Source organism: Myxococcus sp. MxC21-1 (genome assembly GCF_032612255.1).
GTDB lineage: Bacteria > Myxococcota > Myxococcia > Myxococcales > Myxococcaceae > Myxococcus > Myxococcus virescens.
Genome location: NZ_CP123278.1, coordinates 3,370,510 through 3,383,295, shown reverse-complemented (window position 1 = coordinate 3,383,295; position 12,786 = coordinate 3,370,510). Strand labels below are relative to the sequence as shown.

The 12,786-nt window shown below is 69.0% G+C and carries 10 protein-coding genes and 1 pseudogene; 6 read left to right on the top strand and 5 right to left on the bottom strand.

The features are described 5' to 3' along the window. The first annotated feature begins 95 nt into the window (after positions 1–95). From QEG98_RS15610 to QEG98_RS15595, 4 genes and pseudogenes are all read left to right on the top strand, one after another. A complete protein-coding gene (locus QEG98_RS15610; protein ID WP_316567252.1) occupies positions 96–1,217 on the top strand; it encodes an efflux RND transporter periplasmic adaptor subunit in 1,122 nt (373 codons plus the stop codon). Positions 1,218–1,252: 35 nt separating this feature from the next. Beyond that, a pseudogene (locus tag QEG98_RS15605) lies at positions 1,253–4,391 on the top strand (efflux RND transporter permease subunit). Beyond that, complete coding sequence (locus QEG98_RS15600; protein ID WP_316567251.1) at positions 4,391–4,990, top strand: MarR family transcriptional regulator; 600 nt, start codon at positions 4,391–4,393, stop codon at positions 4,988–4,990. Before QEG98_RS15605 ends, QEG98_RS15600 begins: the two are co-directional and overlap by 1 nt. A gap of 485 nt (positions 4,991–5,475) precedes the next feature. After that, a complete protein-coding gene (locus QEG98_RS15595) occupies positions 5,476–6,318 on the top strand; it encodes a hypothetical protein (RefSeq protein ID WP_316567250.1) in 843 nt (280 codons plus the stop codon). On the opposite strand, the gene QEG98_RS15590 is transcribed toward QEG98_RS15595, so the two are convergent. From QEG98_RS15590 to QEG98_RS15580, 3 genes are all read right to left on the bottom strand, one after another. After that, positions 6,284–7,456: a CaiB/BaiF CoA transferase family protein gene (locus tag QEG98_RS15590; RefSeq protein WP_090492823.1), complete on the bottom strand. Its 1,173-nt coding sequence runs from the start codon at positions 7,454–7,456 to the stop codon at positions 6,284–6,286. The two genes, QEG98_RS15595 and QEG98_RS15590, sit on opposite strands and share 35 nt — an antisense overlap. Positions 7,457–7,583: 127 nt before the next feature. Beyond that, a complete protein-coding gene (locus tag QEG98_RS15585) occupies positions 7,584–7,907 on the bottom strand; it encodes an SCP2 sterol-binding domain-containing protein (protein WP_011553019.1) in 324 nt (107 codons plus the stop codon). A 96-nt stretch (positions 7,908–8,003) separates the two neighbouring features. Continuing rightward, positions 8,004–8,381 (bottom strand): response regulator, encoded by a 378-nt coding sequence (locus QEG98_RS15580; protein WP_011553018.1) that lies wholly within the window; start codon positions 8,379–8,381, stop codon positions 8,004–8,006. A gap of 183 nt (positions 8,382–8,564) precedes the next feature. Between QEG98_RS15580 and QEG98_RS15575 the strand changes: the two genes are divergently transcribed. Together QEG98_RS15575 and tatA are read left to right on the top strand one after the other, a co-directional pair. Further along, the gene (locus QEG98_RS15575) at positions 8,565–9,590 is read left to right on the top strand and encodes a HAMP domain-containing sensor histidine kinase (protein WP_316567249.1); all 1,026 of its coding nucleotides are present in this window, start codon (positions 8,565–8,567) and stop codon (positions 9,588–9,590) included. 76 nt (positions 9,591–9,666) lie between these two features. After that, the gene (gene tatA, locus QEG98_RS15570; protein ID WP_090492817.1) at positions 9,667–9,912 is read left to right on the top strand and encodes a twin-arginine translocase TatA/TatE family subunit; all 246 of its coding nucleotides are present in this window, start codon (positions 9,667–9,669) and stop codon (positions 9,910–9,912) included. A 128-nt stretch (positions 9,913–10,040) separates the two neighbouring features. Here tatA and QEG98_RS15565 read toward each other — a convergent pair whose 3' ends face one another. Continuing rightward, complete coding sequence (locus tag QEG98_RS15565) at positions 10,041–11,903, bottom strand: long-chain fatty acid--CoA ligase (RefSeq protein ID WP_316567248.1); 1,863 nt, start codon at positions 11,901–11,903, stop codon at positions 10,041–10,043. Beyond that, positions 11,900–12,697: a tetratricopeptide repeat protein gene (locus QEG98_RS15560; RefSeq protein WP_090492812.1), complete on the bottom strand. Its 798-nt coding sequence runs from the start codon at positions 12,695–12,697 to the stop codon at positions 11,900–11,902. Before QEG98_RS15560 ends, QEG98_RS15565 begins: the two co-directional genes overlap by 4 nt. Positions 12,698–12,786 lie beyond the last annotated feature (89 nt).

Below are 12,786 nucleotides of genomic sequence, written 5' to 3'. Positions count from 1 at the left end.
CCTCTTGACAGACAGTTCAGAGGCTGTAGTTTCCGGGCCGCAGACTTTCCATGTAGAAGCCGGCTCGCAAGTGTCTCCCAGGGGACAGGTGCCCCGTGACCGGCAGGAGCAGGACGACCGTGATTCGACGCATGTGGATGGCCGCGGCAGTGGCAGCGGTGGTGACGACGGGCTGTGGCAAGGCCAGCAACAAGCCGGCCCTCCCCGAGCAGACGGGTCCCGCGGCATTGGGCGTGCGCGCCATCACTCCGGCCACGGAGTTGAGCGCTGACGTCACCCGCGTGACGGGGCAGATCCGCTCGAAGAACGAGGCGGTCCTGGGGCCCCAGGCGACCGGCACCATCTCGAGGATGAACGTGCGGGTGGGCGACAAGGTGAAGAAGGGCCAGGTGCTGGCGTCGCTGGACGCCTCCAACGTCGCCATCAGCGTGGAGCAGGCGCGCGCGGTGAAGCAGGCCGCGGACGCGGCGCTGGAGCTGGCCACGTCCTCCCTGGAGCGCACCCGGAAGGTGGCGGAGTCCGGTGGCGTGGCCGCCGCGGGGTTGGATCAGGCCGTGATTGGCCAGAAGCAGGCCGCCGCCCAGGCCGCCCAGGCCGCCGCCGGGCTGCGGCTGGCGGAGGAGATGCTGCGCGACCACTCCATCATCGCCCCCTTCGACGGCGTCATCACGGCCCGCACGAAGAACGTCGGTGACTCGGTGGCGATGACGCCCTCCACGCCCGTGTTCAGCATCGTCGACACGACGGGGCTGGAAGTGCGCGCGCAGGTCCCCGAGTCCGTGGTGGACAAGGTCCGCGTGGGCAGCAAGACGCAGGGCACGGTGAGCCCCAGCGGCGCGCGCTTCGACGTGCAGGTGTCAGTCGTGGGCGCGGTGGTGGACGCCTCCAACCGCACGGTGGAGGTGCTGGCGGACGTGGTCGGTGAGCCGTCCACGGCGCTGCGTCCCGGCGCCCTGGTGGAGCTGGACTTCTCGACCGTGAATCAGGCCGACGACGACAAGGGCCTCTTCCTCCCCACCCAGGCCGTCAGCGCCCGGGGCCAGGAGGGCTTCGTGTGGGTGGTGCAGGACGGCACGGTGCGCAAGCGGGATGTGCGCGTCGAGCGAGTGCTGCCTGGTTACGTCCGCATCCTCCAGGGACTGGGCGCCGACGAGCGCGTGCTCGCCGACTCCTCCCTGGACGTGAAGGAGGGCACGGCCGTCCGCGTAGTGCAGTGACGCCTGCCCTCCCCTCTCAAGTTCGGAGCTCCTGAATGCTCAAGACATTCATCACCCGCCCTGTGTTCACCGCGATGCTGATGCTCGCGGTGGTCGTTTTTGGCATCAATGCCTACCCACGCATCGGCGTGGACCAGTTCCCCGACGTCGAGTTCCCCGTCGTCACCGTCACCACGGTGCTGCCCGGCGCGGACCCGGAGTCGATGGAGAAGAACGTCAGTGACCCGCTGGAGGAGGCGCTCAACACCCTCAACGGCGTGGAGCAGCTGCGCTCCATCAACCTGGAGAGCGTGTCCCAGATCGTCGTCCGCTTCACCCTGGACACCAAGGTGGACGTGGCGTCGCAGGACGTGCGGGACCGCGTCCAGGCCACGCTGAGCAAGCTGCCGACGGAAATCGAGACGCCGGTGGTGGAGAAGTTCGACATCGGCGCGGCGCCCATCATGACGCTGTCGCTGTCCGGCGCGCTCCCCATTGAAGAGATGACGCGCGTCGCCGAGGACGTCGTGAAGCCCGCCCTCCAGCGTCAGCCGGGCGTGGGCAGCATCGACGTGGTCGGTGGCCGCGAGCGCGAAATCCAGATCGTCGTGGATCCGGAGCGGCTGCGTGGCTTCGGGCTGGCCGTCAGCGACGTGAGCCAGGCCGTGCAGGCGCAGAACCTGGACGTCCCGGGTGGCCGCACCATGGACAGCGGCCGTGAGCGCGTGGTGCGCCTGACGTCCGAGGCCAAGAGCGTGGACGAGCTGCGCAACATCATCATCGCCAGCCCCAACGGCGCGCCGGTGCGCGTGCGTGACGTGGCCGACGTGGTGGACGGTCCGGAAGAGGCGCGCTCCAGCGCCAAGAGCGGTGACCGCAGCGCCGTGGCGCTGGTGGTGCGCAAGCAGTCCGGCTCCAACACGGTGCAGGTGGCCGAGTCCATCAAGGAGTCCCTGGGAGAGGTCAACAGCCTGCTGCCCGAGGGCGTGCGCACGGAGCTGGTGACGGACAACTCGCGGTTCATCCGCTCGTCCATCGCCGCGGTGCAGTTCGACCTGGTGCTCGGTGGCTTCCTCGCGGTGCTCATCGTGCTGGTGTTCCTGCGCAACCTGAACTCCACGCTGGTGGCCGCCATCGCGCTGCCGGTGTCCGTCGTCGGTACCTTCGCCGTCATGGCGGCCCTGGGCTTCACGTTCAACGTCATCACGATGCTGGCGCTGACGCTGTCCATCGGTCTGCTCATCGACGACGCCATCGTGGTCATCGAGAACATCGTCCGTCACCTGGAAGAGGGAAAGACGCCCATGCAGGCGGCGCTCGAGGGCGCCAGCCAGATCGCGCTCGCGGTGTTCGCCGTGACGCTCGCCATCGTCGCCGTGTTCATCCCCGTGGCCTTCATGGACGGGACGATGGGCATGTTCTTCTACCAGTTCGGCGTCACGGTGGCCGTGGCGGTGCTCATCTCCTACGCCGTGTCCATGACGCTCACGCCCATGCTGTCGGCGCGCATGCTGAGCCACCATGGCAACCCCACGGGCATCTCCGCGGCGGTGGAGAAGGTGCTGGTCGCCACGGAGACGGGCTACCGGAACATCCTGGCCAGCATCCTGCGGCACCGGGCCATCACCCTGGTCATCGCCGTGGTGGTGCTCTTCGTCACCCTCTTCATGGCCAGCTTCCTGAAGTTCACGTTCATCCCGGAGCAGGACAACGGCAACATCAAGCTGGCGGTGGAGCTGCCCATCGGCTCCACGCTGCAGGATACGCAGGCGGAGCTGGACGCGCTGGACGCGCAGGTCCGCGCCCTGCCCGGCATCGACTCCACCTTCGCCACCGCCGGTGGCGGCGTGCAGGAGGAAGTGCACAAGGGCGAGCTGCTCATCAACCTGGTGCCGCTGAAGGACCGCGCCTTCAACCAGGGCGAACTGAAGACGTACCTGCGCGGCGCCATCACCCCCGCAGCGGCGTCACCGTCACGGTGCAGGACGTCGCGGCCGTGGGCGGCGGCGGCGCCCGCACGCAGCAGATCCAGTTCAACCTCCGCGGTGACAACTGGGAAGAGGTGGTGAAGGCCGCCGAGCAGGTGCAGGGCGCCATGCGCCAGAATCCGGGCCTGGTGGACGTGGACATGACGTTCCGCTCCGGCAAGCCGCAGTACGACGTCAAGGTGGACCGCGAGCGCGCGGCCAGCCTGGGCGTCCCGGCGGCCTCGCTGGGCGCCACGCTGCGTGCCTTCCTGGGCCGCGACAAGTTCGGCGACTACCGCGAGGGGGCGAGACGTACGAAATCAAGGTGGCCCTGCCGCCGCAGACGCTGGCCTCCGCCGACGCGCTGGGCAAGCTGACCGTGCGCAGCATGACGGGCCAGTTGGTGGAGCTGCGCAACTTCGCGACCATCACCCCCGCCGACGGCCCGGTGCAGATCGACCGCGAGTCGCAGAAGCGGCAGATCACCCTGCTGGCGAACCTGGCCTCGGGCTACGCGCTGAGCGATGGCATCAACTTCCTCAACGCGTACGCGGAGAAGGAGCTGCCCAAGACGGTCATCTACGACTTCGAGGGTAACGCGAAGGAGATGGGCAAGGCCGTGGCGGCCTTCGGCTCCGCCCTGCTGCTGGGCATCATCCTCATCTACATGATTCTCGCGGCGCAGTTCGAGAGCATCGTCCACCCCTTCACCATCATGATGTCGCTGCCCTTCGCCCTCATCGGCGCCATTGGCGGTCTGCTCGTCACCGGTCAGGCCATGTCGATGTTCGCCCTCATCGGCGTCATCATGCTCATGGGTCTGGTGGTGAAGAACGGCATCCTCCTGGTGGACTTCACGCTGCAGCTGCGTGAGGAAGGCAAGACGGCGACGGAAGCCCTGCTCCAGGCCGCTCCCGTGCGTCTGCGTCCCATCCTGATGACGACCATCGCGATGATCGCCGGCATGATTCCGGTGGCGGTCGCCAAGGGTGACGGCGCGGAGACGCGCGCGCCCATGGCCATCACCATCATCGGCGGTCTGGTGACGTCCACGTTCCTCACCCTGGGCGTGGTGCCGGTGGTGTACTCACTGATGGACCAGCTCACCGAGAAGTTCAAGCGGCGCAAGGGTCCGGACGCGACCTCCGGTACGCCGCACGCGGTGGGTCCGAAGCACGGCGCTGAATCGCCTTCCGTGGCCGCGGCGGCCCGGGTGGAGACGGCCTGATGCGGCGGCCGGATGACAAACCGGCCGCGCTCGCGAATCGGCGCGGCGCCGCGGGCGCGGAGGGCCAGGACCCTCCCGAGGACGGTGGCTCCGAGGAGAGCCACGGTCTGATGGAGGAAGACGTCGAGGCCTCCACGCCCGAGTCGCGGCGCCTTCACGAGTTGCTGATTGAGTTCAGCCGCTACCGCTCCCTGAAGAACCCGCTGGCGGGCATCTGCGAGGACCTCCAGCTCACGCCCACGCAGATGCATGCGCTGTCGTGGCTGGGCAACGACGGTCCGGTGCAGGTGGGCGTCCTGGCCCTGCGGGTGGGCATCACCCGGAAGACCATCACCGGTGTGGTGGACCGCCTGGAGAGCATGGGTCTGGTGGAGCGGACCCGGGACGTGGAGGACCGGCGCGCCGTCGTCGTGCGCCTCACCGAGCAGGGCAGCAGTGTCTTCGCCCGCATCGACCGGGGCATGGACGCGAGCCTGCGGCGCGTGCTGAGCCTGATGAGTCCCGAGGACCGCGACGCGGTGTTCGGCATCCTGGAGCGGATGCTGGCGCGCCTGACAGCCGAGGCGGAATCGGCCAGCGGCGACTCCCAGGCGAGCTGAGCTTTACCCTCACGCGCGCCGGCCCATGCTTCGGGTCGGCGCGCGTAGGACGTCGCGGGTGTCGCTGGCGCGACCGAGCGCATAAGCTCCCCCGGCAGCCCACCGCATGACGATGACCGCCATCCTCCTCGTGAGCCTCACCATGGGACTGGGCGCCGCCGCCCGGCTGGCGCGCGTGCGGAGGTGACGTGGCCCTCGGTGGCGCCGTCCACCGTCCAGCTGCGGGCCCCCGGGAGTGCGGCGCCTCCGTCCGACGTGTCCTCGCTGCTGGCCTCCCGGTGCAGGCAGTGGGCCGCCACGCCTGACAACCCCTGGGCGCTGGCCCATGGCCGGCGCTGGACGGCCGGGACTTCCGCACCCGCGACGGTCAGCCCGCTGCGGACACCATCATCGCGCGCTACCTGCGCCGGACACCGCCCCCGTCCCACGCCCCCGCCGCCGCCCAGCGGCTCTTCTTCGACAGCCGAACCGCCAACGGCACGCCGGTGGAGCCCCACCCCGCCCTTCAGCTCAAGAGCCTGCTGCACGCGGGCTACCCGGTGCGCCACCGCTTCAACGCGTCCTGGGGCCCCGTCATGGTGCAGGCGCTGGTGGAGCAGTTGCAGCTCGACTTCCGCCCCTCGCTCGTGGCCCATCCCGAGGGTGCCTGGGCGCTGGACGCCCTGTCCCTGGCGATGGAGCCCGGCGCCACGTTCCGCACCAGCGAGGGCACGACGGTCCACATCGACGCGGTGATGCGGGATGCGCTCGCCACGCTCGAAGCCGCCCAGGCCGAGCTGTCCGCGGCGATGCGCGCGGGGCGGACGCAGGTCCCCAAGCGAAAGCAGGGCATCTACGCCCACCCGTGCGGCGGGCTTCACTACTTCCAGGCCGTGGCGGGCTGGGCCCGGCATGCCTCCGTGCGCAAGGCGTGGCGCAAGCGGCTGGACGCGCAGGTGGACGTGCTGCTGTACCGGCTGGACTCGGAAGGCCGGCAGTACGAGGCGGCGCTGGCCGACGCGCCATTCGCGCACCGGCTGCCCCTGCTGGTGCAGATGCTGAAGTTCCAGGGGCACCTGCTGGAGACGCTCGGCCGCTACCGCGACGACACCCGGTGGCGGCCCACGAAGGCCCAGCAGCAGACGGTGGAGCGGGCGCGCACGGCCCTGGAGCACACCGTGCGCCGGCTGGAAGCCGGTGGCGCCTTCGACGGGTGGCCAGCGCTGGCTGAACGGCAGCCGCAGCTCGCGTTGGACTTGTTGGGCGACACCTGCCACGCCGCGCGCGGCGAGGCCCTGTGGCGGACGCCCGCCGTCAGTGCCCCAGCCGCGCAAGCTCCTGCGCGGTAAAGCCCGCCGCTTCCAGAATCTCCCGCGAGTGCTGCCCCAGCGCGGGCGGCGCGCGCAGCGGCGTCTCGCCCATGCGCAGTGGCGTCAGCAGGTGCGTCACCTTGCGGCCCAGCACCGCGTCCTCCGTCTCCACGAAGAGGCCCCGGGCCTGGAGCTGCGGGTCCTTCAGCACGTCGTCGCCTTCCGCCACGGGCTCGATGCAGAGGTCGGAGCCCGCGAAGCGCTCCTGCCAGTACGCCAGCGGGTGCTCGGCGAACAGGCGCGTCAGCTCCGCCTTCACGCGCGCGCCGGGCTCACCTGGGGCGTAGGCGTCCTCGAGCAGCTCCGGACGCCCCAGCCGCTCACACACGCCCGCGAAGAACTTGGGCTCCAGCGCGCCCACCGCGAGCCACCGGTCATCCGCCGTGCGATACAGGCCGTAGCACGCGTAGCCCCCGTTGAGCGCATCCTTGCCCCGCTGAAGGGCGGCGCCTTCCGTCCCCATGAAGAGGCGCGACGCCAGGTGCATGTGCAGGAAGGCCAGCGCGCCGTCCGTCATGGACACGTCCACGAAGCGCCCCTGCCCCGTGCGCTCACGCTCGTGCAGCGCCGCCAGGATTCCCACCAGCGCGAAGAGGCTGCCGCCGCCAATGTCCCCCATCTGCACGCCGGGAAACGCGGGCGCGCCGCCGGCCTCACCGCCGTAGCCCAGCAGGCCGGCGCGGGCCGCGTAGTTCAAGTCATGCCCCGCCTTCAGCCGATCCGGCCCCGTCTGCCCGTAGCCGGAGATGGCGCAGTAGATGAGCCGGGGGTTCTCCGCGCGCAGCACGGACTCGCCCACGCCCAGCTTGTCCATGACGCCAGGCCGGAAGCTCTCCACCAGCACGTCGTAGTGGCGCACCAGCCGCTTCAGCGCCTCGCGGCCCTCGGGCTGCTTCAGGTTCAGCGTCAGGGAGCGCTTGTTCCGATTGAGGCCGTAGAACAGGCCGCTGACGTCATCCCGCAGGGGGGGCATCTGGCGGATGTAGTCCCCACCCTCCGGCTCCTCCACCTTGTCCACGGTGGCGCCCAGGTCTGCCAGCACCAGGGTGGCGTAGGGGCCGGGCAGCAGGCGCGACAAGTCCAGCACGCGCAGGCCTGTGAGCGGGAGCGACGACATGGGCATTCCTCGGAGCGAGCGGCGGGGAGGTGGAAACGACTGCGGCGCGCCCCTGTGAAGGAGACGCGCCGCGTGCGACAGAAGCCAGCGGGCGGCGTCCGCCCGTAAAGCTCCAGTCCGCCGGAAATTAGAGCAGCTTCGCGAGCTTCATCGCGAGGCCCATGTCCATGGGCTTGAACTTCAGCTTGCCCTGCATGGCCGCCATCTGCGCGTTGAGCTTCTTCTCGCGGATCTTCACGAAGTCATCGTTGCTCACGGAGATGGTCATCTTCGCGTTGTCGACCGCACCTTCCGTCACCCAGCCCTCGGACTTGGTGGCGTCCAGCGTCCACTTCCCGCCGCCCTCACCCGACACGTCAAAGACGATGACGGCGTTGATTTCCTTCGCCAGCTCCGGCTTCGCCTTGAGGGTCTCCGGAATCTGGTTCTCGATGATGTCCTTCGCGCTCACGACACACTCCTTGGCCTGATCGTTGATTTGAAAATCAAAGACAGGGGGACCGTAATGGCGCCCCCCTGGCAGGTCAAGACACGGATGCGGCATCTGTCACGCGATGGTGGACGCGGCGGCGGGGTTCAGCGAGCGGCGAACCATGTCCAACAAATCGTTGAGTTCGAACGGCTTGGCCAGATGCCCCACCGCGCCAATGTCGGCGGCCTTGCTGCCCACATTGCGGTCCGCGCTCAGGACGATGAGGGGGATGCGCGCCACCTCGGGCGGCTTCTGCCGCATCCGCTGGGCGAACTCCCAGCCGTCCATCACCGGCATCATCAGGTCCAACAGGATGAGGTTGGGCGGTTCGGGCTCGAGCCGATCCAACGCCTCCTTCCCGTTCCGCGCCCGGCGGATTTCGAAGCCTTCGGCTTCCAGAATCTCTGAAAGGGCCTCCAGGATGTCCGGGTCGTCATCGACGACCAGGACCACCGGGGCCCTCGCATGCTGTGCATTGTGCAAGGTCAGAGCAGTCTCCCGAAGTGCGACGCTGGGATTCTTCAACCATCCTCCCACACGGCCGCGCAAGAAAATGCGCCCACGCCGCCAGACATGGGCCCACGTTGCAAAACCGACAGTTACTGCCCACCCTTTCCGTGACCTGACGGACTGGGGGTGTGGAACGTGGCGAGCGAGGGGGAGCTGAAAGCAGGCGACATGGCGGCACCCGGGCTTCTACTCCTGCCTCGTGGAGGCAGCCCGCGCCTGCTCGGACGCTCGCTGCTGAGGCAGCTCGGCCTGGAGGCGCTCCCCAGCCGCGTGGGCTCCCTGCCGGAGCTCATGGCGGTGGCGGGCTTCCAGCGGCGCCCTGGGAGCGGCAGCCTCTGGGAGCGGGACGGCCAGGTGCTGATGGCGGGCGAGGAGACGCTGGAGGACGGCGCACTGCTGCTGTGGACGTCGCCCCTGGCGTGGGACGAGGCCGGGGTGCGGCGGCGCGTGCGCTACCTGTCCATGGCGTCGCATGACCTGCGCGGCTCACTGGCCAACGTGCGCTCATACGCGGCCCTGCTGCTCAACGGCCGCGTGCCCCTGGAGGCCAAGGTGCAGCGCGGCCTGGAGACCATCCTCCGCAACGCGGACCGCTCGCTCGCCTTCTCCCAGGACTTCTTCGACGCCAGCCGGGCGGACCTGGGCTCCCTGCCCTGCGAGCAGGAGCGCCAATCCCTGCTGCCCCTGCTGGACGCGGCGGTGGAGCGGCAGCGCGCCGCGGCCTCGGCGGCCCAGGTGGCGCTCGTGTTGGGCCTGAATCCGGCGCAGGCGGTGCCCGAGGTCATCGTGGACGGGGCCCGCATCCAACACGCCGTGGAGTCTTTCATTCAGTACCAGTTGGCCCGCGCCCAACCGGGTGAGGTCATCCGCTTGGGCATCCGCGACTTCGCACCCCGGGTGCGCGTGGAGGTCCGCCGGGACGGGGCGCCCCTGACGGATGAGGACGCCGCCGCCGTCTTCCAGCGCGAGGAGCGCGCCTTCCGGGAGAAGCGGCTGGAGGACCCCTTGCGCGTCTACCTGGCCCGGCAGGAGGTGGAGGCCCACGGGGGCAGCGTGGGCGTCGAGTCGGACCGAGGTGGCAGCACCCTCTTCCTCACCCTGGCCCAGGCCCCCGCCGCGGCGCTCGGTTCTCCAGCAACCATGCAGGCTTGAATCGCCCGCCGGTCTTGCTGGCGGTCGGCGGCGCCCATCGGTATGCTCCTTGGCGTCTTCGCGAAGGAGCCGAGTGATGGGTTTGAAGGGAATGGAAATCCTGCTGATCATGGGGGTGCTGCTGCTCCTGTTCGGAGCGTCGCGCCTGCCACAGCTGGGCTCTTCGCTGGGAAGTGCGATCCGCAACTTCAAGCGCGGCTTTGGCGGTGAGGGCGAGGACGCGGCGGCCCCTGGGGACAAGAAGGGCGCCGGGACGCTCTCCAGCAGCACCGGCGTGCAGAACGACGTCACCAAGAGCCAGACGCCCAGCGGCCACGTCTGAGCCGCCGCCGGGTGGCCGTGCCTCCCGGCAGGACGTGAGCAGTGCCCTGAAACGCGCAACGCCCGAGCCGCCCCCTGGAACACGGGGTGGGCCGGGCGTTCGCTTTTGCCCTGTGCGTGGCGTAGGCCTCAGTCGACCACGGTGGTGCCTTCGTACATCCGGTCGAGCTGCGCCTTGTACTTCTGGATGCAGACCTTCCGCTTCACGCTGAGCTTGGGCGTCAGCTCCTCCGTCTCCTGGCTGAAGTCGTTCTCCAGCACGGCGAAGCGCTTGAGCGTGGCGTAGGGCGGCTGCTGCGTGTTGACCTGATCCACCGCGGCCTTCACCGCCGCCTGGACCTCTGGACGACGGGCATTGTCCGCGTAGCTGCCCACGGGGGCGCCCTGCTCCAGGAGGAGCTTGCGCGCGCCCTCCTCCGACACGGTGATGAGCACCACCAGGTACGGCCGCTTGTCGCCGTACACCATCGCCTGACTGATGATGGCGTGCGTCTTGAGGGCGTTCTCGAGATTCTGCGGCGCCACGTTCTTCCCGCCCGCGGTGACGATGAGGTCCTTCTTGCGGTCGGTGATGCGCAGGTAGTTGTCCGCGTCCAGCTCGCCGATGTCACCGGTGTGGAACCAGTTCTCCGCGTCGATGGCCTCCGCTGTGGCCTCGGGGTTCTTGTAGTACCCCTTCATGACGGCCGGGCCGCGGATGAGGATTTCGCCGTCGGAGGCAATCATCACCTCCATGCCCGGCACGGGCGCGCCCACGCTGCCAATCTTGATGTTGTGCTCGCGATTGACGGTGGTGCCGGCGCACGTCTCCGTCAGGCCGTAGCCCTCCAGCACCTTGAGGCCCAGCAGGTCGAAGAAGTAGCCGATCTTCGGAGACAGGGGCGCGCCGCCGGAGATGAACACGCGCATGTTGCCGCCCAGCTTCTCGCTGATGGCCGCGTGCACCTTGGAGAACACCAGCTTCTTCGCCAACGCGAAGCCCAGGGTGGCGTACTCGCGCCCCTGGCTGCGCGCCTCGACGTACTCGTCGAACAGCTTGAAGGCCCAGCGGAAGAGCCGGCCCTTGAGCCCCGGGGCCGCCGAGCCGTTGGCCACCACGTTGTTGTAGACCTTCTCGAAGACGCGCGGCACCGACGGCAGCACCGAGGGACGCGTCTCCACCAGGTTGGCGAGCAGCTTGTCCACCGACTCCGCGACGACGAGCCGGTAACCCATGCTCAGCCAGGCGGCCTTCACCACCTGCGCGAAGACGTGCGCCAGCGGCAGGAACAGCATCACCGAGTCAGAGGGCACCATCATCCCCACCGACTGTGCGGCCTTCGCCTCGAAGGCCCAGTTGCGGTGCGTGAGGATGACGCCCTTGGGGTCGCCCGTCGTGCCGGACGTGTAGATGATGGAGGCGGTGTCCTCCATGGACACGCCCGCCACCCGCGCCTCGAAGTCGTCCGGACGGGCGGCGTGCTCGGTACGGCCCTGGGCGACGACGTCGGCGAGTGACAGCTCGGTGCCACCGGCGACGGGGCCCTCGAAGGCGACGATGCGGCGGAGCGTCGGACACTCCGCCAGCTTCTGGCGCAGGCGCGTGAGCCGGCCCGCCTGCCGGGCGTCCTTCTCGTCGTTGTCCACGAAGACGAGCGTCGTCTCGGAGTGGTTGAGGATGTACCGGCACTCATCCGGCGTGTTGGACGCATAGATGGGGACGGTGATGGCCTGCGCGGCGCTGATGGCCACATCGCAGATGAGCCACTGCAGACTGGTGTTCGCGAAAATCGCCACCCGGTCCCCGGGCTTCACCCCCTGGGCAACCAGGCCCGCGGAGAGCGCTTTCACCTCGTCCAGGAACTGGGCGAAGGTGACGTCCTGCCAGCGGCCGTCCTTCTTGTGGCTTGCGCCCACCGTCGACGCGTTCTTCGCGCGCTGAATGAGCAGTTGGACCAGCGTCGCATCCCCCCCCGCGGTAGCGGGAGCCGCTACCTGATTCTCTGCCCTCATCTGAGCTCCTTCTCGATATCGGCTTCGACTTTCCTGGACCACTCCTGCACGCGCCGCCCTTCCGCGGGGTCGTACGCGATGCTGCCTTGCTTCACCTTTTGAATGGCCTCGCGCGCCTTCGCGGCCTTGCCGTCCTTGAGGAGCGTCTCCGCCAGGAAGTAGTAGGCGCGCAGCATCTGCGGGTGCTTCGCGATGGACTTTTCGTAGAGGCTGGCGGACTTCGCCAGGTCGCGCTTGGGCCAGGGCAGCTCGTAGTAGTAGCGGCCCTTGGCCAGCAACGGCGCGCCCCGGTCGTAGCCCGGGTCAATCTGGATGGCCTTGTCGAGCCGCTCGTTGAACTTGCCCTCGAGCCCCTCACCCAGCGCCTTCATGATGCCCACGGCCTGGGAGTAGGCGCCGATGCCGGTGGCCGCGTAGTAGTGGCCCTCCACCCGGGCGGGGTTGAGCTTCACCGCCTTCTCACCCCAGTCCCACGTCTGGCGGCCCAGCACCTTCTTGAGCTTCTCATTGGCCGCCCCGTCCGCCTGCCACTGAAGGATGCGCGCCTTGCGCCAGACCAGCTCGTAGTCCTCCGGCGCGGCGTCCAGCGCCGTCTTCAAGGCCCCCTCGTAGGCCTTCTCCCCACCGGACTCGCCGCGCTTCGCGTACAGCGCGTCAAGCTCCGACAACAGGGAGGCCTCAGCCCCCCAGGCAGGCAGGCTCAGGAGGAGGCTCAAAGCAAATGAAATCAAGCGCATAAGCGCCGGGCTTAGCACGCACTTTTGCCCGGTAGCAAACCATCGGCGGTCAAACATCCGCCAAACGACAAGAGGCGGGAGCGGCCCGGAATGACCCGGTCCGTCCCGCCCCGATGACGCGCCTTCCCAGGTGGGAAGGGCCCTGG